This window comes from Pseudomonas sp. B21-040 (assembly GCF_024748695.1).
Lineage (GTDB): Bacteria > Pseudomonadota > Gammaproteobacteria > Pseudomonadales > Pseudomonadaceae > Aquipseudomonas.
Genome location: NZ_CP087176.1, coordinates 3,351,480 through 3,372,714 on the forward strand (window position 1 = coordinate 3,351,480; position 21,235 = coordinate 3,372,714).

Below are 21,235 nucleotides of genomic sequence, written 5' to 3' on the forward strand. Positions count from 1 at the left end.
AGAAAGTTCTCTGGAGCATAGACGCCCGAGCGCATTGTCGAGGCCGGCGTTGGCTTTTTCTTACCGGGAAATAATCCCGTGATCGATCGCGTACTTGACCAGCGCCGCAGGTTTGTCGATGTTGAGTTTGCGGCGGATGCTCAAACGATGGGTTTCGACCGTGCGCACGCTGATGTCCAGTTCGCGGGCCATTTCCTTGTTGTTAAGCCCCTGAGCCATTTTGTACAACACCTGGCTTTCGCGCGGCGTCAGCTCGTTGTCCGAGCTTTTATCGGCGATCAGCCGCTGCGCGATTTCGGCGCTGTAGAACGTGCCGCCGCTGGCAATGGCTTCGATGGCCGCAATGATTTCCCGCGACGGTGAGTTTTTCAGGACGTAGCCGCTGGCACCGGCACGAACGGATTCGCTCACGTATTCGTTATTGTCGTACATGCTCAGCACCAGCACCTTCAGTGACGGGTATTGGCTGCGCAACACACGCGTCAGCTCCAGCCCGTTCATGTCGCGCAAGCTGATGTCGACCAGCAACAAGTCCGGCTGGCAGCGCCCGACCATCTCGATGGCCTGCGCGCCACTCTCGGCTTCGCCGACCACTTCCAGGGGCGCCATGACCGCCAGCAGCGCTTTGATTCCGTCTCGGACCAGGGCGTGATCGTCGACCAGGGCAACGCGGATCGGGTAGGGCAGGTTCATCGCGGGTATTCACTCTTGTTGTCTGGGGGTGAGTCAGCGTTTCGTTGCGGGCGCTTTCATTGGCAGCAGCACGTCCAGCTCACTTCTTCCGGGCATCGATATCAGTTCGAAACGACCGCCAAAATGCTCGACACGTTCACGGATGTTACGCAAGCCGATGCCCGCGTGGCGACGTTCGACCCGGGCGACGTTGAAACCGATGCCGTCATCCACCACGCTCAGTCGTACCGATTCTCCCGCGCCGAGCAGGGTAATGGACACGTTTTTCGCCTGGGCGTGGCGTTCGATATTGGTCAGGCCTTCTTGCACGATCCGGAACAGCGCAACCGCCGCGCCATCGACCAGGTGACAATCGAACTCATTGTCGTCGTAAGTCACTTTGAGACCGCTGCGTTGCTCGAATTCGGCGGCGAGCTGGCCGATGGCCGCGCGCAGGCCCAAGGTGTCGAGCAAGGAAGAGCGCAAGTCGTGCGAGAGGCTGCGGACCTCACCGATGGCTTCGCCCAGGCGTTCGGTGGCGTCCTTTAACGTGCTCAAACCCTTGTCATGTCCCTGTTCATTTTCCAGCAGATGGCTGGCCAGCTCGAAACGAAACTTGATTGAAACCAGCAACTGGCTGATACCGTCGTGCAGCTCACGGGACACCCGAGACCGCTCTTCTTCCTGCAGGCTGACGATACGCTGGGTCAGGCGCTGCAACTTTTTATCCGCCAGGCGATGCTCGCTGACGTTCAGTGTCATGCCGCTGGCGAACACAAACAGCACCGCCACCAGTGCCACGACGGCAATCGCCAGCATGGTTTTGCGAATACCCATGGCCACTTCGTCGCGGGCCTGCTGCGTGGCGCGCTCAACGTCTTCAAGGTAAATACCGGTGCCGATCATCCAGCCCCAACGGTCCAGCATCACCACGTAAGCGAGCTTGTCGGTCACTTGGCCGGAGGACGGTTTGTTCCAGGCGTAGCGCTGAAAACCTTCGCCCGATTGTGCACTTTTCAGCAGCGCCTGAATCACCGGCAAACCGTGCGGGTCTTTCATGTCCCACAGGTATTTGCCCACCAGTTCGGTCTGGCGCGCGTGCATCAGGCTGCGACCTTCGCGGTCGTAGACGAAAAAATAGCCATTGATGCCGAAGCTGAGCTTGCGCAGTTCTGCCAGCACTTGTTGCTGGGCGTTCGCGTCACCGTGGCCGTCGTCGTACAGCGGCGCGATCAGGCTTTGCGCCATTTCCACGTAGTTTTTAAGTTCGGCCCGTTTGCTGGCCAGAATGCTGTCTTCGATCAACTGCGCCTGTTGATCGCCAAGTTGGCGGTTCATCGAAATCAGCAGCGCGCAGATCACCGCGATGGCCAATACCAGCGGCAGAATCCCGAGCGCGACGATTTTGTGTTTGAGCTGCATCTTGGCTCCTGACCGGACCGAGGGAAGGCGAAGGCCCGGCATCATAGGCCAAAGATACGCTGGGCCAGTAGCGCTGCTGGACGGAATGACTGACGGCCTGGGTGTGTCAGCTGAAATACAAACCCTTGTAGGAGTGAGACCGGCTTGCCGGCGATAGCGATCTACCCTCCAACATCAATGTCGGCTGATACACCGCTATCGCCGGCAAGCCGGTCTCACGCCTACAGAGGATCAGTGGTATCTACGTAGAACTACGTAGAAACCACATACGTAGTAACGCGGATTTATTTGTAGACGGCATGCGGGGATATTGGGCCAGCTCCGCACCGCGGACACAATTATAAAAATTACCGCCGCAGTCCACTGACTGTCGGCAGGAGACACGCTATGCCCCGTCTGGCTAAACACCTCGCCTGGTTTGCCGTGGCTGTTCTGGGAGCGATTGCGCTAAGTGTCGTGGCCCTGCGCCGCGGCGAAGCGATCAACGCCCTCTGGATCGTAGTCGCAGCCGTCGCTATCTACCTTGTTGCCTACCGCTACTACAGCTTGTTCATCGCGACCAAAGTGATGCAACTGGACCCCAATCGTGCCACGCCCGCGGTCATCAATAATGATGGCCTGGATTACGTGCCGACCAATAAACACGTGTTGTTCGGTCACCACTTCGCGGCCATTGCCGGCGCGGGGCCTCTGGTCGGGCCGGTACTGGCGGCACAGATGGGTTACCTGCCCGGTACACTCTGGCTGATCGCCGGCGTGGTGTTTGCCGGTGCCGTTCAGGACTTCATGGTGTTGTTCATGTCGACCCGCCGCAACGGTCGGTCCCTGGGCGATATGGTCCGTGAAGAAATGGGTCGCATCCCCGGCACCATCGCGCTGTTTGGCTGCTTCCTGATCATGATCATCATCCTCGCGGTGCTGGCGCTGATCGTCGTGAAGGCCCTGGCCGAGAGCCCGTGGGGCATTTTCACGGTGATGGCGACCATCCCGATCGCGATGTTCATGGGCATCTACATGCGCTACATCCGCCCGGGTCGCATCGGTGAAATCTCCGTGGTCGGCGTGTTGCTGCTGCTGGGCTCGATCTGGCTGGGCGGGCAGATTGCCGCCGACCCGGTCTGGGCCAAGGCCTTTACCTTTACTGGCATCCAGATCACCTGGATGTTGATCGGCTACGGTTTTGTGGCCGCGGTGTTGCCGGTGTGGCTGATTCTGGCCCCACGTGACTACCTGTCGACCTTCCTGAAAATCGGCACCATCGTCGCCCTCGCGATCGGCATTCTGGTGACCATGCCCGAGCTGAAAATGCCCGCGCTGACCCAGTTCATCGACGGCACCGGCCCGGTATGGAAGGGCGGTCTGTTCCCGTTCCTGTTCATCACCATCGCTTGTGGCGCGGTCTCGGGATTCCATGCGCTGATTGCTTCCGGCACCACGCCGAAGTTGTTGGCCAGTGAAGGGCATGCCCGTTACATCGGTTACGGCGGCATGTTGATGGAGTCCTTCGTGGCGATCATGGCCATGGTTGCGGCTTCGGTGATCGAGCCGGGTGTGTACTTTGCGATGAACAGCCCGGCGGCATTGGTCGGCGCAGATGTTGTCTCGGTCGCTCAAACCGTCAGCAGCTGGGGTTTTGCCATTACCCCTGATGCGCTGCAAGCGGTGGCCAAGGACATCGGCGAAACCACCATCCTGGCCCGTGCCGGTGGTGCGCCGACCCTGGCGGTCGGTATTGCGCAGATCCTGCACCATGTTCTGCCGGGTGAAAACACCATGGCGTTCTGGTACCACTTCGCGATCCTGTTTGAAGCGCTGTTCATCCTGACCGCGGTAGACGCCGGGACTCGTGCCGGTCGCTTCATGCTCCAGGACTTGCTCGGCTCCTTCGTTCCGGCGCTCAAACGCACGGATTCCTGGACCGCCAACCTGATCGCCACCGCCGGTTGTGTGGCGATGTGGGGTTACTTGCTCTACCAAGGCGTGATCGATCCACTGGGCGGCATCAACACGTTGTGGCCGTTGTTCGGTATCTCCAACCAGATGCTGGCCGGTATTGCGCTGATGTTGGCCACCGTTGTGCTAATCAAAATGAAGCGTCAGCGTTATGTCTGGGTCACCATGTTGCCGGCGGTCTGGCTGTTGATCTGTACGGTGACGGCGGGCTTCATCAAGCTGTTCGATGCCAACCCGGCCATCGGTTTCCTGGCGCTGGCCAAGAAGTACAGCGATGCACTGGCCAACGGTCAGGTACTGGCCCCGGCCAAGAGCATTGATCAGATGCAACATGTGATCTACAACGCCTACACCAACGCAACGCTGACGGCGCTGTTCCTGTTCGTGGTCTTCAGCATTCTGTTCTTTGCACTCAAGGTGGGTATTGCCGCCTGGGGCACCAAGGAACGCACGGATAAAGAAGCGCCATTCCAGGCCATTCCGCATGTTCAATGACCTGAGTCGCCTCGGTAAGTACCTTGGTCAGGCCGCACGCCTGATGGTCGGCATGCCGGATTACGACACCTACGTCGAGCACATGCAGAACAAACACCCGGATAAACCGGTGATGAGCTACGAAGTGTTCTTCAGGGAACGCCAGGAAGCCCGTTACGGGGGAGGGAACGGACAGACGCGCTGCTGTTGATAGCGACGTGAGTACATAAAAAACCCGGCCGATGAGGCCGGGTTTTTTAATGGTCGCGGATAAACATCCATTGCACCGTTCACGCTGAATCCGGGTTACGCCGATGTTTCGGTGTTCAGCCGTCATTTCAAACAATGGACCGGGCTCTTGCCGCGCAACTGGCAAGCACAACAACCGCCCTGAGCCCAAATCTGACAACCGTTCATCGCTGAACTACGCTGCCACACGAACCTCAGTCCTGAATTTGTGACGTAAGGAAGTGACACATGCGCAGCAGTTCGCTCGCGATTTTGATGGCTGTATTCGGGATGTTCTGGTCGGTGCTCTTGTGGGCTGAAGACGCGCCCAACGTGGTAGATCCCCCCGCTGAACTTAAAGTGGCCAACCGCAGCATCATGGTGTTTCGCGCGACGATCCTGGGTGAGGCCCCGGCCGCACGGGTCAAACGCGCCAAAGTCGTGATCAGCGACGCGCTGGGCGAGACCGATGATCTGAGCGTTACCGTCAGCCCGATACAGAACAGTTACCTGGTGTTATTAGGGGCCCGGCGGGCGTTTATCGTTGCTCCTCACGATGTCGACAACGTGGAATTCACCTCGGTCCAGGAGGCTGCCGACAGTGCGGCGGCAAAGCTGCGTCTGGTGGTGGCCGAAACCCAGGAAGCACGCAGCTTGCAGTTGATACTCCGGTCCGCGGCCGTGGGGGCTTTGGCCACGGTCATCTATGTTGTGCTGCTCTGGGGCATGGCATCTCTGCGCCGTCGCATGATGATGAAACTGCCCGAGCTGATGGACCGGCATACCCAGGCATTGAAAGTAGGGCGCGTCCAACTGGTCGACGCCAATTACCTGTATCCGCTGGTCACCCGTTTGCTGGAGGTGTTGCGCTGGGCAGTCGTGTTGCTGCTCACGTATGAGTGGCTGGGGTTTGTCCTGTCGCGTTTCCCCTACACCCGGCCATGGGGCGAAAGCCTCAACAACTATCTGCTGGAAGTCGCCGAGTACCTGCTGCAAGGGATCGTCGGTGCCATACCCGGTCTGGGTGTGGCGCTGGCCATCTACTTTATCGCTCGGGGTGCAACCGCATTCAGTCGCCGGGTTCTGCGTCGCATGGCCGCCCCCGGCACCCTCAGTTGGTTGAACGCCGAGACCCTGCAACCGACCCAGCGCCTCACATCACTGGCAATCTGGCTGTTCGCCCTGGCCATGGCCTATCCCTATCTGCCGGGCGCTGGCACCGATGCCTTCAAAGGCTTGTCCGTGCTGATCGGCCTGATGATTTCGCTGGGGGCTTCCAGCGTGGTTGGCCAGGCGGCGGCGGGGTTGATCCTGACCTACACGCGCACGCTGCGCCCCGGTGAGTTCGTGCGCATCGGCGAATATGAAGGCACGGTGACCGAGCTGGGTATGTTCACCACACGCATTCGCACCGGCCTGGGCGAAGTGCTGACCGTGCCCAATTCGATGATCACCGGCACGGTCACCAAGAACTATTCGCGCACCGTGCAAGGTCCGGGTTATGTGGTCGATACCGTCGTCACCATTGGGTACGACACGCCATGGCGGCAAGTCGAGGCCATGTTGCTGGAAGCCGCCAGACGCACCCCCGGTGTCCTTGAAGTGCCGCCGGCGCAGGTGTTTCAAACCGCGCTGTCGGACTTTTATCCCGAGTATCGCCTGGTGGCACAGGCCATTCCCAGTCAGCCTCGACCTCGCGCGGTGTTGCTCAGCATGCTGCACGCCAATATTCAGGATGTGTTCAACGAACACGGCGTACAGATCATGTCGCCGCATTATCTGGGCGATCCAAAAGATGAAAAATGGGTGCCCAGAGACAAGTGGTTTACGGCGCCCGCGCAAGAACCGAAGGAACCTTGATACCGTCTGAAAGAGAGTTGGCAGGATTGTCGTGCGGGCCCATCAAGTGGCGGCGAACACCCCGGCCAATGGTCTGCGCATCGTGGACGTTAAACGATCACATGAATCACTGAGCGTGAAACGCGTGGTGCGAGCGGGGCGGATTATTGAGCGCGACGAAGAGTTGCCCCTGATGGCCAGTTGGCATTAATTTGGATGGGCGGTAGCCCTTTTACATTCGAGGCCGAGGCATCGTCGAGGGCTGGAGTTGCTCGCGCGGGATGTACTTGCCGTTGCCATCGGTAAACGGCGGATGTTGCTCCGCGTTTACGGTGTCGTCTTTTTCATGGTCATGGCAGGAGGCGCCACTGATCGCGATGAGGAGGGCGACCATGACAGGAGGGATGAAGTGCTTGATCACAGCCGTTCTCCAATAACATGAGACCGTATGTATTGCCGGGCGCTAGGGCAGGGCATAGATCTTGAACAACTTTCTGTGCGTGTCGCTGGCGCCTCCCAAGTGCTTATCGTACGCCTGTTCAATCTCCCCGGATCGGTACATTTCGCTCAGCGTGGTATCGACCAGCAGGCGGAAATCCTCATCGCCACGCTCCACGGTCATGGCCGTCGGGGCGTACTCGAAAATGCGTTCCAGCAGGACCAGATTACCCGTGGGGTATTGGTTGTCGATGAGGTTCTTGAGCATCATCCGCTCGGAGAACATCGCATCGGCCTTGCCTTCGGCAATCAATTCGAGGCCCGCAGCGGCGGAGTCGACCGTGATCAATTTGGCGACCACGCCGAGCATGCGCATCTGCTGACGAATCCACGCCTCGGTGACGCCTCCCGCCAGGGTGACGTAGGTCTGGTTGGCCAGGCCACGGTTGACGGTGGCTCGCCAGGTCGGCCCGGTATGCGCGACCCGACCGTCGAGCACCTCCAGCAGCGTCGCCGGTGCATCCTGATGCACCACCGCCGAGAGGCCTGCTGTGTAGATCGGCACCGAATAACTGACCGTTTTGCGGCGCTCAAGTGTGGGTGGTGTGGGCGTGCAGAGGATATCGACATTGCCCGAGCTGACGGCACTGGTCTCGTCGGCGACGGTGACGGGTAGGTAGCGCACCTGCAATTCGGGCAAACCCAGTTCAGCCTTGACCTTGTTGGCGATCTTGTCGCAAAGCTCGATGGCATACCCCTGGGCCTTGTCGCCCACCTTAACGCTGAAAGGGGCGAAGTCGGGCAGATAGCCGAGGGTTAACGTATTGCTTGAACGTACGCGCTCCAGGGTGTTGGCACCGGCCAGTGGCGGCACGAGGATCAGCAGGCAGGCGAACCGCAGTGCTGTGGTTTTGATTCGTTGTACGTTCATGTCCCGATTCCCCGTGTTCAGATGTCAGTTCCGTGCAGAAAATCAGGACTAAGGATTATCGACCCCGGTTTGAGCGGATGCGGACAGCCTGGCAAAGCGCTTGGCAAGCACGCCATAAAGCGGATATCCAAACACCAGGACCAGCGCGCCGCCGAACACGGCGTCCTTGCCACATGAGTGCAGGGCGTACAACGAATAGGCGACCGCGATCAGCAGCACGGGCGTATTGCGCATATAGACCGCAGGCGAAACCCGCGCCTTGTACATCATGACCAGCAATCCGGTCAGCGCCGTCACGTAGGGAATCAGGTTGGTCACGGCGGCAAGATTGACCAGTTTGCCGAACTGCGCGGCGGCATTGGGTGAAATGGTCGACAAGGCCATCAGCGTCTGCAACACACCACACGCCAGCATGCCCAGGAGGGGCGCATTGTGGGCGTTGAGCTTGCTGAACAGTTTCGGGAACATTCCTTGGTCGGCGGTCATTTTCGCCGTTTGGGCCAGGGTGAACTGCCAGCCCAGCAGCGAGCCAACACACGCCATCACCGCCAGCGCCATGATGATGTTGCCGACCGTTGGATTGAACATCTGCGCGTAGACCAGCGCGAAGGGCGCCGAAGAGTTGGCGAGTTCGGCGTTGGGGATGATGCCCTGGATGACGGTCGTCGACAGCACGTAGACCACCGCAGCGCCCAGCGTGCCAAACAGGCAGGCCAGCGGCACGTTACGCTTGGGATTTTCCACCGCATCGGAGGCCTGCGCGGCGGACTCCATGCCCAGAAACGCCCACAGGGTCAACGGAATCGCACTGCTGATCGCCTCGGCGTTGGACAGATTGTTCGGGTTCCAGGCGGCAATCAGTACCTCTGGCTTGAACCAGAACCAGCCGATGATGCTCAAGCCCGCCACTGGAATGATCACCCCCCATACGGTAATCGCACCGATCTTGCCGGTGATGCCGGGGCCACCGAAATTGGCGAAAGTGGTCAGCCACAGCAAGCCCACGGTGCCGATGAACAGGGGAATCGCGCCGCTGCCCAGCCAAGGCAAGAATGAGGTCATGTAACCCACGGCGGAAATGGCGACGGCGACGTTGGCAATGGCCAATGAAAGAAAATACAGATACGAACAGAGGAAGAACCCAGACTTGCCATGCGCTTCTTCGGTGTACGCGGACAACCCGCCCGGGCGCTGACAGTAAATGCCGCATTGGGAAAAGCAGTAAGCAATGGCCATGGACCCGACTGCCGTGACGATCCATGACAGCAATGAAATGGCCCCCAGTTGCGCCATGCTCGTGGGCAGCATGATGATGCCCGAACCCATCATGTTGACCATCACCAACGTGGTGAGCCCCACAAGGCTCATTTTTTTGCTTGAGTCGGCCATCGAAAACTCCTTTCTTCACACCACGCAATGCCCCGAAGTCTGGCGCTTGTGCCAAGCTGTTGGGTGTCGGTACGCCACGCTTTTAAATCCGTTAAACCTCTGGAGCCATTACATGAACATCAGTCATGCCAAGCATGTTCGTCGAGAGTTCTACAAAGCTGTGTGGTTTTACTTCCGTGTTGTCTGGCCGATTTTTTCCATACTGCTGACGATGATCATAGTGCTCGGTCTGGTCATCAGCCACCTGGAAGGATGGGGGGCGTTTGACGGCATCTACTTTGCCTTCGTGACCGGCCTGACCATCGGCTACGGTGACCTGGCCCCCAAACTCGCGAGCTCGCGTGTCCTTGCCATCGTGCTGGGTTTCCACGGCGTTTTGATGACGGCGATATTTGCGGCGGTGAGTATCCGGGCCATTGAAGCAACGGCTGAGGCAGCCCAATCCGAACCTCAATCCAGGGAGTAGGCTGCCACATCGCGCAGAACCGTCAGAACGGTTCTGCGATGTACTTGAATTGATAATTGATCGGCTTGTAGCTGCCGATTTTGCGTTTCGGCAGCGTGACTTTCTCTTGCTTGATTTTTTTGTACGGGATGTTTTTCAGCAAGTGGGTCAGCAGGTTCAGCCGTACCGATTTTTTGTCTTCCGAACGAGCAACATGCCAAGGCGCCCACTCGGTGTCGGTGGCCTCGAACATCTCGTCACGTGCCCGGGTGTAGTCGTCCCAGCGGTTGTAGGACTTGATGTCCATCGGCGATAGCTTCCAGATTTTGCGGCCGTCGGTGATGCGCTCCTTGAGTCGACGGGACTGCTCATCAGGGCTGACTTCCAGCCAATACTTGAAGAGCAGGACGCCGGAATTGACCAGCAGGCGTTCGAACATGGGCGCGAGCACAAAAAAGTCAGACACCTGCTTTTTGTCGCAAAAACCCATGACCCGCTCCACGCCCGCACGGTTGTACCAACTGCGGTCGAAGATCACGACTTCACCTGCCGCCGGGAAGTGCGGCATGTAGCGCTGCAGGTACATCTGGCTTTTTTCTCGTTCGTTCGGTGCTGGCAACGCCACGACACGAAACACCCGAGGGCTGACACGTTCGGTCAGCGCCTTGATCGTGCCGCCCTTGCCGGCGCCGTCACGACCTTCGAAAACCACCACGACCTTGGCCCCGGTGGCGACGACCCACTGCTGCAATTTGACCAGTTCGACATGCAGAGTCTTCAGCTGTGCCTCGTAGTCTTTGCGGCTCAGCCCGGCGGCTTCTTTATCTGCGGAGTCGGTTACTTTAAGATTTTGTTTTTTCATCGCAATACTTCAACCTCTTTATGCACATGAATACGGCTAGGCACCGGCGGCCAATACACGGCTAAACCGGTACGGTTTGGGATAAAGGGTAGTTCAATTTCTCAAGGACACCGTTGATGCAAGGCACGCCTGCGGGCAGGCGTGCAATTACTGTTTCTGATAATGCGCAACGGCCTGCTCCAGATTCAGGAACACCCGTGAGTCGCCCAATGCCTGGCCCAGCGGAGCATGGACAACCATCGTGGATACGCTTGGGCTCATGCCCACCAGCCACAACGAGATGCCTCTTTCTCGCAAGCGCTGTTCGGCTGACGTGAGCATTTTCAAGGCGGTGTATTCCAGGTCGAAAACGCTGCGCAGATCGAGAATCACGACGCTGGGCGCTGCCTCTGCGATCAACGAGCGAATTTTCGAACCGAGACGTTCGGCGTTGGCAAAGAAGAGGCGACCTTCAGGCCGCAGCAGCAGCAACCCCTCAAAATGTTCATCGTCTTCGGTCTCGGCGGATGACGGGCGATAGATGTTGGTGCCGGGTTTACGCCCCAGTATGTGTACGGGCGGGTCCGAGAGCTGATAGGCCAGCGCCAGCAACGAAACGATGATCGCCACGACGATACCCTGCAGCGTGCCGAGTAACATGACCCCGACCATTGCCACAATCGCCCAGATGAATTCTGTGCGGCGTATCGAAAGAATGTCGCGAAATTCCGAAGGCTGGATCAGGCCTATCGAATACACAATCACAACGGCGGCGAGCGTGGCATTGGGCATCAAACCAATGAAGGGTGCGAGCAGCAGGCACGTCCCCAATGCCAGCCCGGCAGTGATCAGGCCCGCCAGTTGTGATTGCGCACCGGCGAGGCGGTTGACGGCTGTTTGGGTGGTTCCTCCGCCGGCGGCCATCGCTCCGAGAAACGCGCCACCGACGTTGGCAAAACCTGTCGCTACCAGTTCTCGATTGGGTTGCAAGGCGGGCTCGTCACTGCGCGCAAATGCGCGGCCTGCCGCGATGGTCTCGGTAAAGCTCATGAGTGCAATCCCCATCGCCGAAGGCCAGAGGTCGGACACCATCGACCAATCGGGCAGTGTCAATGCCGGTAACCCGATCGGCACCACACCGACTGCCGACACACCAAAATGCTCCAGGTTCAGCAGGCTCATGCCGGCGATTCCGAGCGCGACCGCAATCAGGGGCGCTGGCAATCGTGGGGTAAAGTGCTTCATGCCTATCAGGATCAGCACCATGAACACACCGACTGCCGCTGTCGGCAAAGAGGCGTGCCCCAGCCCCTGAAAGGTGGCGAGTACGTTGTGCAAAAAACCGGCTTTTTCGATGTGGATGCCCAGCAGCTTGGGCAACTGGTCGAGCACGATGACAATCCCGATGCCCGCCTTGAAACCCACCAGCACCGGGTCGGAAATGAAATTGGCTACAAAACCCAGGCGCAACATCCCCGCCAGGACCAATATGGCGCCGACCATCAGGGCCAGGGTGGCGGAGGCAACCACCAGCGTGGCGGTATCGCCGGAAGGGCTGATATGCCCTAGTGCGGAGGCAACCAGGATGGCCAGGGTTGTGGTGGTACTGACGCTGAGCGGTCGCGAACTGCCGAGTACGGCATAGATCGCCATCGGTACCAGCACGGTATAGAGGCCGACCTGCACGGGCAGGCCTGCAATGGTGGCGTACGCCAGGGCCTTGGGAATAACCACGGCCGCGGCGGTCAGCCCGGCGATGACATCACCCTTGAACCAGGCCGGCCGATAGTGGCCAACCCATTCCGGCAACAGGGCGCTCGCGGCCCGCCGAAAGGGGGATCCTGAAAGCCGATCATCCTGATCGCTACGTTGCTGAATCATGAAGTGCTCCAACGGTCATTCAATTCAAGCAGTGGTAAATCCGGATTCAGTTGCCCACGCGCCGGCCAAACAGTGGCGTGCAGTCACTGAAACTAAAAAGATAGTCGGTGCGGGCTAGACGGAGGAGGGTGACGCCCCCTGTTGAAAGAGGGCGTCACCAATTCCTCAATGGAATGGGAAGATGTAGTTCATCCAGGCAGCCATGCGCAGCAAAATTTTGCGCATCACCGCGACATGGTGAAAGTGCGTGCTGTAAAGCGCCGCCTGCCCATAGGCACCGCCAGGTACTTGTTTGCTGTATTGAGCATAGTCGGGGTCGGTTATTTCGATAATGACCGGTACCCGGCCTGCTGGCGGTGAGCCGGTAAAGCTGACCAGCGTTCCAGAGGGTTGTACTTGTCCTTCTGCAATGACGGAGATAACACTCTGAACCCGCCCCTCGAACACTTTGCCGGGAATGCCGTCGAAGGCTACTTCCGCTTCATCGCCGACTGACAAGCGCAACAGGCTGTTCTGACGCATCCATGCTGAAAAGTAATGCCCTTCTTCCGGGATGAATATCATTGAAGGGCGCAAGGGGAGCTTGGTGGCCATCATGCCCGTGCGCAAGGAAACATGGGTCACGAAGCCTTTGCTGGGGGCCCGAACGACAGTGTTGTCCAGTTCATACTGCGCAATAGACAGCTGTGCGTCTAAATCGTCGGAGCGAGCAACAACGATGTCCAGTTCACGTTGAGTGGCGAAGTTACGCTTGATCAACTCAGTGATTCGAGCACGATCAGCTTTTGCCGCGAGCAACTGTGCTTTGATGGACTTGACCCGGTATTCGAACGGGGCGGGGTCGATTCGAAACAGCACATCACCTTTTTCCAGAGGTTCATTACCTTTGACGGGTACCTCGATCACCTGGCCAGTGACTACCGGAATCACTGGAACCGAAACGAAGTACGAGCGCGCCACCTCGGAGTAGGGGTGGTTGTAGTTCATCGTGAAAATCAATGCGCCAACCAGCAGGATCCCGCCAAGCACTGCGGTAGGGACCGTCCATTTGTTCAGCGGTATGCGGAAAATCTTGAAAATGGCCACGCAGATGGCCGCATAGGTCAAAACGAGCAATAGATCCATGGCTTAGATTCCCTCACCGCGATTGTCCGACGCCGGGATGTGCCCCGCAGTACGTGTCGCCGCTTCCAGTTGCTCAATCCGATTGTTCAGGGCAGCAACCTGTTCCTCCAGACGAACGACATGGACCTGCGTCGACTTGCCATCACCAAATCCCCAGCCCCGATCGTCCCGGTACGCCATCGCCCAGATCCACAGAAATGGCCAAAGGGCATGCAGGGTGAACAGGCTGACCCAACCGGTTGCATGGATCGCATCCTGGTGCGGGTGATTTCGGTGCACGGCGATTTCGTAAGGAATGTCGTGCAGTGCGATGACCCCGTAAAACAGGACAAACCCGACAAAAAACAACAGGCCTAATGCGAAATAATCAAGCATGACGGACGCCTCCGGGCACGAGCAATGTATTGGGCTCAGTGTAGTCACGGATTTTATGAGTGCGGGCAGTCCTGAAAGCTGAAAGTAAATAAAGAAGCGCTGCGTGCACCGGCACGTATTGTTTGGCGCGCGGTTGGATGGACTTGTCGATGCGCCGCAATGCATCTGCGACGGCACGCACACGCACACGCACACGCACCGTAAAAGGAATCAGTTCAAAAAAAACCATAACAACTCCGGCAATTCAATTGTCCGCGAATGCAGGCTTGCCTTGGCACATGGCCAATGACAGAGCCTGCAGGCGAGCTATTGAAAGGATCTTCTTAATTGTTGCGGTGTTCTAGGTCGTTTTATGCGACCGATAGTAATTGTCATTTACTGGCATCCAGCACGACGCGGTAACGCGCCTTGCCACTGCGCAGATGGTCGATGGCCTCGTTGACCTGGCTCATCGCAAACACCTCGACCTGCGGCAGGATCTGATGACGCGCGCAGAATTCCAGCATGGTCGCGGTGTTGCTGGGCGAACCGACCGGCGAGCCAGACAGGCTCTTTTGCCTGGGAATCAGGTCGAACACATGCACTGGAATGGCGCTGGGCACTATGCCCACAAAATGCAGGCGACCTTTACCCCGCAAGGTGGCGAGCATGGCCGCCCAATCGAGGTCTGCGCTGGCACTGACCAGGAGAAAATCCAGGGTCCCGGCAATGGATTTCAGGGCATTACTGTCGGTAGAGGCAATGACGTTGTGCGCACCAAGGCGCTTGGCTTCATCCTGCTTGCTCAGCGATGAGGTAAAAGCCGTGACCTCGCAGCCCCAGGCATTAAGAAAGCGCAATGCCAGGTGACCAAGGCCCCCGATCCCGACCACACCGACCCGGTCAGTGGGCTTGACGCCAAACTCCACCAGCGGGTTGAACACCGTCGAGCCGGCGCAGAACAATGGACCGGCCTTGGCCGGGTCGAGCGCGTCCGGAATCGGCAGAGCCCAGGCCCAGTGTGACCACAGGCGGTCGGCGAAGCCTCCGTTGCTGCCGATGATGGTCGGTTTGGCCGTGTTGCAGAGCTGGTGAGAGCCTTCGATACACGAAGAACAATGCATGCAACTGCCCTTGAACCAGCCAATGCCCACCCGTTGTCCCATTTCGAGGCCGCGTACCTGTGGGCCCATGCGAACAATACGGCCGACCACCTCGTGACCGGGGATAAACGGGTAGTGGCTGATACCCCATTCGTTGTCGATCATCGACTGGTCGGAATGGCAGACGCCGCAATACTCCACGGCGACTTCTACCTCATCGCTTCCCAGTGGGCCGGGATCATAGCTATAGCGTTCCAGTGGAGCGCCTGCTGTCGTTGCGGCCCAGCCGGTGAATGTCGTGAGTTCGGTGCTGTCGCTCATGGGATACCTCCAAATCAGGAGGCCGCTCGGGAGGCGCGGCGTCGACAGGCAAGTGTAGCGGGTCGTTTGGCGTTGTCCCGGTTAGCGATGGGTGGGGCAGACGCGTGGGGCAGGGGGCTGCAACCGGGTGTCTACACCGCTATCGGCCCGGCTTATCCCTGTTTGGTAGAGAAAAAAGCAGGCATCTGGAGCCCGTAGTAAATGACGAGAAACCTGAACCCTGAGGTGAATATCAAGGCGATCCAGCCGGCGATTTGAATCGTGGGGAATGTATCGCGCAGCAAGACGTACAGGATGCACCCCAGCAGGATTGGCGTGGCGTATATCTCGCGTGACATTAACAACGAAGCCCTGCCAGCCAGCACATCACGGGCGATGCCGCCGCCAATGCTGGTCAGCAAGCCCATCATTACTGCCAAAGGTGCCGCGAGCTGCAAAGACAGCACTTTTTCAGTGGCAACTATTGCGAACAGCGCGGCCGCAAAACCATCGAGATACAGCAGCAGCTGATAGCGTTTATGCAATCTATTGGTGAGAAAAAAAGCCACCAGTGAGGTAACCAATGCGACCCAGATGTAGTTGAAGTCTGCAAACCAGAAAATCGGTTGATCGAGCAACAGGTCGCGAAGGGTGCCACCACCAATAGCGGTGATGATCCCCAAAACCACGGCTCCGAACAGATCGACACCGACTCTTTGGATAGCCAGCAACCCGGTAATGGCGAACACGGCGGTGCCCAACATTTGCTGAAAATAAAGCATCCGTTACTCCGTTCTCAGGTTGCCCATCAGGTGAGCTATGGCGATAGTCTAGTGGGTTTGCGCATTTTCGAGCCTGGATAAGCGCCACGACTGAAACCGGGATGACAGAGATTTTCTGTTAGCTCAACCAAAGAGCTATTTAGTCGAGTTATGTAGCTAACGTACGCGATTATGTTGTTATCTATCGAAATGTAGTGAGGAGAGTTACCAGCATGACTCGAAAATCACCCCGCATCAATGAGGTCATCACGGCGCTCGATCTGGAGCCTCATGTAGAAGGAGGCTACTACCGCAGAACCTATCAATCCGATGATCAGAGTCTCGTCACAACAACCGGTGGCCAGCGTTACCGGATGACGTCCATTTATTACCTGTTAACGAGAGATTCCCCGGTTGGCCATTTCCACCTGAACCAGTCCGACATTGTTCATTACTACCATCTGGGCGATGCCATTGAGTACACGCTCATTTTTCCGGACGGCACTCTGACAACCGTCACGATGGGCAGCGATGTCATCGCGGGAGAATGTTTGCAATTGACTGTACCGGGCGGCGTTTGGAAAGCTTCGCGGCTTACGGACGGATTGGCGGGATTTGGTCTGATCAGCGAAGCGGTGTCGCCAGGGTTTGATTTTGCGGATATGGAAATGGGTGATCGGCAAAAGCTCAGCGAACAGTTTGCCGAGCATTCGATGTTGATAGAAAGGCTCACGCACGGATGAATGGCTGGAGGTGAATTGGCGCTGCAAAATCTGTGGGCAACGAGGCTAATCCTGAAATACGTTGTTACGTGTAATGTATATTATGTTAAATCATAGATTATGTCCGTATCCCTAGCGTCCGCTTTCCTCTTGGTATGCATCTCCAGCAATCGACGCTCGAACCGTCTGATCATGTATGACCCGCCTCGGGAAGCTTCGGCTCAGCGTTCGATGGCAGGCACCCAGTTCAAAGCATCAGCCGGCTACCGCTGCGGCGACAAGACCGGCGCAGCGAACTTCGCCTATGGGACATTGAAGGACTCTATAAATCTCAAAAACCACCTGCATCGTTGCGTCTTCGATCGTTCCTTCATTGCGGCATAAAACCCAGCCGTTATCTGCAATCGCTTGCTCGAACGCCTGGGTACAAGCGACATGTTCTTCCAGCTTATGGATCACCGTACTACTCAGTCCACGACGTCGTGCCGCTGCCCTTGCCCATGAAATTTCAGGGTTGGTGACAACCCCGACATGCAGATCTGGCACTTGCACGTTTCGATCAATGTTCAACTGTAGAATTTCTGCAAACGGGACTAGCCGGCGAAACGCGGCATCAGACGGGTACCAGCGATCGATCAAGATGATGCTGTCTTGTGGCTGTTTAGACAGAACGTGCTGGGAAATCCAGGTACGGCTATCTGCAAAGCGCTCACAAACCTCCAACTCCAAATCCCGGGTGGGATTTCTGACGAGCTTGTTAACGAGGGTCATTGTTTCACGCCGATAGGGATCGCTTTTTTTCTCGCAAAGTCGGATCACCTTTTTGTTGTCCGCCCTCAGTACTTTCGTAACGGCCTCCAAAAGTGTGGTTTTTCCGGCTCCCTTGGGCCCATCTAGAGAAACAAACAGCGGACGATTCATTCTTCAAATATCGATTGATACACGGTTTTTTTTGCCCGGCTCTTGCGCTGGAACCGCTTGGCGCGGCTACCCGAATCGGGTGGAAGGCCCTATGAACAGGCATTGCTGAGCACTCTAACCCAGTTTCTGACCCAAGGGTCTCAAAACCAAGAGTCACAGTTGCTTATGAACACCGGTCATCGCCCATAAGTTAAATCATGTATCTGGTGGAGCTTCTCTCGCATCCATCCACTTCCCGGCACCCGGAAGCAATTCTTCGACGTTCACGGATCTGTCGTTGCAGTGTGCCTAATTCAATCGACGCAAATCCCCTTCTGAATCTGCGCCCCGCTACATTTCGCTGAAAATCAGCCCGGCATTGGCAAACTGTTGGTTAGCGTTGTGACCCAGCACGAACAGGACGGATTCGAGGCTGAAGTTGCCGATGTACTTGCCTTGGGAAGCAATACACGCGGCGATGTGACCGAAGACACTCAGCTGGTTCTGGCTCAGGGACAGTTTCAACGCCAGCAACAGGTTTTCCGTGCCCACCAATGTATTGGAATCCGCCAGCAGACTGCGATAGCAACCTTCAACCTCGCCTCCGTCGGCTGAGCCGGCAAGTTGCCGCAAGCGGTCGAGCATCGCATCGCCCAGGCGCAACGTTTGTAGCCGGTTATTGCGCAGGCGTAATTCGCCATAGCCGGGCTTGAGTCGGACTCCGCCGCGACTAAACGCAACACCCAGATTTTTCAGAAAATCGAGGTCCAGCGCTTCGTCGCTCTTGGCCTCGCCGTACAAGGACACGCGGCCGTTGATCTGGTTGTCCGCCAGCAAGGTATCCGCCTCGGCATCGCCAAGGGCCAGGGCGAAGCCGGTGTGGTTGAGCATCAGTTCCGTGCGCAAACGATCCAGCGAGAGCAGCAGTCGACGCTGGCTGGCACCCTGTTCGATATCGCTGCGCAGCGTTGACAATGCCAATATTTCATCGGTGTTGAGGACTACCTGACGGCGATCCACTTGTTGCCCGAAAGCCTTGCGCTGAGCGGCGCTGAACGCTGCAAAGGCATCGACCACCTTGCTTGGGATAGCCGCAAAAAGTTCGCCCTTGCCTGATTTCATCGCCGCCTCCAGGGGGGCGAGCAAGGGTATGGCATCAAACAGTTCCCGGGCGTGCTGTGTCCCGCTCGACGAGTAGGCGTTGATCAGGCAAGCGCTCAGGTCAATGCGCTGGGCGTCGTCGATTTGCACCAGGCTGATCCCGGGAACCGTCAGCCCCGACAGGCGCATTCGTTGCAAGCGCAAATGCTGATTGCCTTGAAAACGCAGGCACTGGTTCTCGCCCAGCATGACGATGTCGAAATCCAGAAACGTCAGGGAGGCAAAATCGAAACAGTTGAACTCTTGATTACGCAGCACCAGCCGGCTCGCGGGGCCGCTACCGTGGATGAACAGATGGGTGCCGTTCGGCGCGACCTGGTCGATGCTGTCGGCCAGGTGATGCTCGCCAGGTAGCAGGCACAAGCAGATGTCGCGTTGACCCTGTTCGAGTAACACTTTGAGCGCGATGTCGAGGTTCTCGAACTCGCCGCCGACACCGACACTGGTGCAGCAGCCACCGCCGTGGTTTTTTTGACAGAGCGCGTCGAGCGCATCCTGCACGGTATGAATGCCCTGGGCGGCCATGTCGGCGCACTTCGCCGGGTCATAGGCGACTTGTGTGGCCACGGACAGACTGGCGGAAAAATGCAGGACGTTGTACTTGCCGGCCGCTACCTGGCCGGCTTCGAGCAGTTGCGCCGTGCAGGTCTGGTTCAGCACGCCGGGCGCCAGGCTCCAGATCACGCTGGCGATACCGTCCGCGCCGGTGGCGATGATCTGGCTGGCGGTGCCGTTGGGCAGCGTGCCGTCACTGACGCTGAAGCTGACCTCGGCCCCGGCAACCGGGAACTTGCCATTGAACACCGCGACTTCCAGCGGGCTGGGCAACGGCAGGTTTTGTGGCGCCAAAGGGTTTGGCATAACCTCCTGGCCGTCGCCACCAACGTAATAGAGGTTGGTCAGTTCGGTCAGCGCCGGAAATAGCTGACGGCAATCGGACAGCGTGCTCCAGACCCCGGCCTGGCAGTTGAGCAAGGCCAGCCGGGTGAAGGCGCGCAATACCCCTTGCGGTGACTGGAAGGCGGGTTTATTGGCCACCAACGGCCACTCGATGTCAGCGGTAGCGGTGCGAGCGGGAATGGTCCAGAAATCCCCGACACGATACTTGCCGGGGATGAATTTAATCTCGACGCCCTCCTCCAGCTCCACCCAGCCACTGTTCAAATTGGCTGCCGCCGGGACCAGCTTCGCCCAACCGTCCCAGCGCCGCACACGCGGGTTGCTCAGGTACAGCGCCTTGTCCAGAGACCCGGTGGCGCTGGCCAGATCGAGGGTGACAATATTGCCTTCTGTCTTGAGCACCTGGACCAGAGTCCCTGGCCGGCCAAGCAGTTCGTAAGTATCGTCGAAGAATTCCAGCCAGCAGCCGGCGGTGATCGCAAGGTAGGCATCACGGCCAAGGCTGGCGACCTCGAACTCGTCCGCCGTCGGCTCGCCCAGCCAACGTACAACGCGGGTTTCAATGCTGCCGTTGTCACGCGACCATTTGTAGCGCTGGTCGGCTGAAACGCTGCCATCGTCGTGGATCTCAACGCGATACAACAGGTTTTCCAGGCGCCGGTAGCCTGCTTCCGGCGCCAGCAGGCAGGGATCTTTGGGCGGAGTGCTGGGTTCGGCGCGGGCCGCGAGCTTGCCATCGACTGCAGTGGTCAGGGTGGTCCAGGCCGCCAGCGCGCTCAGGCAGTTCAGGTCGGCGCCGATATCACCGGCACGCAGCAACTTGACCTGCCACAGCAGTTGGTCGCGGGTCGCGCTGTCCGGCCCACCGAGGGCGACTTCACGGATAAGCGGGTCTTCCAGCGCCGTGATGTGCCGCAGCCAGGCTTCGAGATAGCCAAGGTAGATCCCGTCCGGAGGGTCGATGGGTGCTCCGTTGTTGTCGTAGACCTTGATCTCGACCAACTGCGGCGCATTCGCCGGGGGTAATGGCAACAGACTGGCATTGGCCGGCAGCACCGGTGAGACGTTGCCCGGCAAGTGCGGCTGGCTGGTGGCCGGGACCTGGCTGGCGTTTTCGCAGAGCAAGCCTTCGACGTAGTAATGGCCGATGCCGATGCCGATGTTCTTGCCATTGCCGGTCAGCAGAAACCCGGGGTTGGCCAAGGGCCCGCCACTATGGCCAATGGTATCGACGGTTTCACTCTCGATCCGGCGATTGAGAATGTCTTGCTGCTCGTTCCAGTCCGCATCCAGCTGCACCCGCCCCTGTTGCATGCGTACGGCGCGATAGTGCTGGTCCGGCTTGTCGGTCGAGCGGGTGAGATCGGCTTTCATAGTGGTAGTCCTTGCCCGTTTT

At 58.2% G+C, this 21,235-nt stretch carries 20 protein-coding genes; 6 read left to right on the forward strand and 14 right to left on the reverse strand.

Annotation, left to right across the window (positions count from 1 at the left end; all coding sequences use genetic code 11):
- Nucleotides 1-60: 60 nt before the first annotated feature.
- Nucleotides 61-693: a response regulator transcription factor gene (locus tag LOY55_RS15515; protein ID WP_046027287.1), complete on the reverse strand. Its 633-nt coding sequence runs from the start codon at nucleotides 691-693 to the stop codon at nucleotides 61-63.
- A gap of 33 nt (nucleotides 694-726) precedes the next feature.
- Nucleotides 727-2,094, reverse strand: a complete 1,368-nt coding sequence (locus tag LOY55_RS15520) for a cache domain-containing protein (protein ID WP_109784832.1) — start codon at nucleotides 2,092-2,094, stop codon at nucleotides 727-729.
- A 387-nt stretch (nucleotides 2,095-2,481) separates the two neighbouring features.
- On the opposite strand from LOY55_RS15520, the gene LOY55_RS15525 reads away from it, so the two are divergent.
- From LOY55_RS15525 to LOY55_RS15540, 4 genes are all read left to right on the forward strand, one after another.
- The gene (locus tag LOY55_RS15525; protein WP_046027285.1) at nucleotides 2,482-4,542 is read left to right on the forward strand and encodes a carbon starvation CstA family protein; all 2,061 of its coding nucleotides are present in this window, start codon (nucleotides 2,482-2,484) and stop codon (nucleotides 4,540-4,542) included.
- Nucleotides 4,532-4,732, forward strand: a complete 201-nt coding sequence (locus LOY55_RS15530; RefSeq protein ID WP_046027284.1) for a YbdD/YjiX family protein — start codon at nucleotides 4,532-4,534, stop codon at nucleotides 4,730-4,732. The genes LOY55_RS15525 and LOY55_RS15530 overlap by 11 nt, the downstream gene beginning before the upstream one ends.
- Nucleotides 4,733-4,998: 266 nt before the next feature.
- Entirely contained in the window at nucleotides 4,999-6,609 is a 1,611-nt protein-coding gene (locus tag LOY55_RS15535) for a mechanosensitive ion channel family protein (protein WP_223525320.1), read from the forward strand.
- A gap of 31 nt (nucleotides 6,610-6,640) precedes the next feature.
- Nucleotides 6,641-6,799 (forward strand): hypothetical protein, encoded by a 159-nt coding sequence (locus LOY55_RS15540; protein WP_158283913.1) that lies wholly within the window; start codon nucleotides 6,641-6,643, stop codon nucleotides 6,797-6,799.
- A gap of 21 nt (nucleotides 6,800-6,820) precedes the next feature.
- On the opposite strand, the gene LOY55_RS15545 is transcribed toward LOY55_RS15540, so the two are convergent.
- The 3 genes from LOY55_RS15545 to potE are packed head-to-tail and all read right to left on the reverse strand — an operon-like array spanning nucleotide 6,821 to nucleotide 9,346.
- On the reverse strand, nucleotides 6,821-7,009 hold the full coding sequence (locus LOY55_RS15545; RefSeq protein WP_046027282.1) for a hypothetical protein: 189 nt from the start codon (nucleotides 7,007-7,009) through the stop codon (nucleotides 6,821-6,823).
- Between the two features lie 42 nt (nucleotides 7,010-7,051).
- Nucleotides 7,052-7,957: an amino acid ABC transporter substrate-binding protein gene (locus tag LOY55_RS15550; RefSeq protein WP_109784834.1), complete on the reverse strand. Its 906-nt coding sequence runs from the start codon at nucleotides 7,955-7,957 to the stop codon at nucleotides 7,052-7,054.
- Nucleotides 7,958-8,005: 48 nt separating this feature from the next.
- Nucleotides 8,006-9,346, reverse strand: coding sequence for a putrescine-ornithine antiporter (gene potE, locus LOY55_RS15555; protein WP_046027280.1), 1,341 nt, complete (start codon nucleotides 9,344-9,346; stop codon nucleotides 8,006-8,008).
- Between the two features lie 112 nt (nucleotides 9,347-9,458).
- Here potE and LOY55_RS15560 point away from each other — a divergent pair, with 112 nt between their 5' ends.
- Complete coding sequence (locus LOY55_RS15560; RefSeq protein ID WP_046027279.1) at nucleotides 9,459-9,812, forward strand: potassium channel family protein; 354 nt, start codon at nucleotides 9,459-9,461, stop codon at nucleotides 9,810-9,812.
- 22 nt (nucleotides 9,813-9,834) lie between these two features.
- Here the strand turns inward: LOY55_RS15560 and ppk2 are convergent, their stop codons facing one another.
- From ppk2 to LOY55_RS15595, 7 genes are all read right to left on the reverse strand, one after another.
- Nucleotides 9,835-10,653 (reverse strand): polyphosphate kinase 2, encoded by an 819-nt coding sequence (gene ppk2, locus LOY55_RS15565; protein ID WP_109784835.1) that lies wholly within the window; start codon nucleotides 10,651-10,653, stop codon nucleotides 9,835-9,837.
- A gap of 147 nt (nucleotides 10,654-10,800) precedes the next feature.
- Entirely contained in the window at nucleotides 10,801-12,513 is a 1,713-nt protein-coding gene (locus tag LOY55_RS15570; protein WP_109784836.1) for a SulP family inorganic anion transporter, read from the reverse strand.
- Between the two features lie 165 nt (nucleotides 12,514-12,678).
- Nucleotides 12,679-13,638: an HlyD family secretion protein gene (locus LOY55_RS15575; RefSeq protein ID WP_109784837.1), complete on the reverse strand. Its 960-nt coding sequence runs from the start codon at nucleotides 13,636-13,638 to the stop codon at nucleotides 12,679-12,681.
- Nucleotides 13,639-13,641: 3 nt separating this feature from the next.
- A complete protein-coding gene (locus tag LOY55_RS15580; protein WP_109784838.1) occupies nucleotides 13,642-14,013 on the reverse strand; it encodes a DUF3302 domain-containing protein in 372 nt (123 codons plus the stop codon).
- The gene (locus tag LOY55_RS15585) at nucleotides 14,006-14,242 is read right to left on the reverse strand and encodes a hypothetical protein (protein ID WP_146206145.1); all 237 of its coding nucleotides are present in this window, start codon (nucleotides 14,240-14,242) and stop codon (nucleotides 14,006-14,008) included. The genes LOY55_RS15580 and LOY55_RS15585 overlap by 8 nt, the downstream gene beginning before the upstream one ends.
- A 142-nt stretch (nucleotides 14,243-14,384) precedes the next feature.
- Entirely contained in the window at nucleotides 14,385-15,416 is a 1,032-nt protein-coding gene (locus tag LOY55_RS15590; protein WP_258668289.1) for an NAD(P)-dependent alcohol dehydrogenase, read from the reverse strand.
- 152 nt (nucleotides 15,417-15,568) lie between these two features.
- On the reverse strand, nucleotides 15,569-16,177 hold the full coding sequence (locus LOY55_RS15595) for a trimeric intracellular cation channel family protein (RefSeq protein ID WP_109784840.1): 609 nt from the start codon (nucleotides 16,175-16,177) through the stop codon (nucleotides 15,569-15,571).
- A gap of 212 nt (nucleotides 16,178-16,389) precedes the next feature.
- Here LOY55_RS15595 and LOY55_RS15600 point away from each other — a divergent pair, with 212 nt between their 5' ends.
- Nucleotides 16,390-16,899 carry a cupin domain-containing protein gene (locus LOY55_RS15600; RefSeq protein ID WP_109784841.1) on the forward strand — a complete coding sequence of 170 codons (510 nt, stop codon included), beginning with the start codon at nucleotides 16,390-16,392 and terminating at the stop codon, nucleotides 16,897-16,899.
- A 234-nt stretch (nucleotides 16,900-17,133) separates the two neighbouring features.
- Here the strand turns inward: LOY55_RS15600 and LOY55_RS15605 are convergent, their stop codons facing one another.
- Nucleotides 17,134-17,799 (reverse strand): dTMP kinase, encoded by a 666-nt coding sequence (locus LOY55_RS15605; protein ID WP_109787202.1) that lies wholly within the window; start codon nucleotides 17,797-17,799, stop codon nucleotides 17,134-17,136.
- Nucleotides 17,800-18,129: 330 nt separating this feature from the next.
- The gene (locus LOY55_RS15610) at nucleotides 18,130-21,213 is read right to left on the reverse strand and encodes an Ig-like domain-containing protein (protein WP_258668290.1); all 3,084 of its coding nucleotides are present in this window, start codon (nucleotides 21,211-21,213) and stop codon (nucleotides 18,130-18,132) included.
- Nucleotides 21,214-21,235 lie beyond the last annotated feature (22 nt).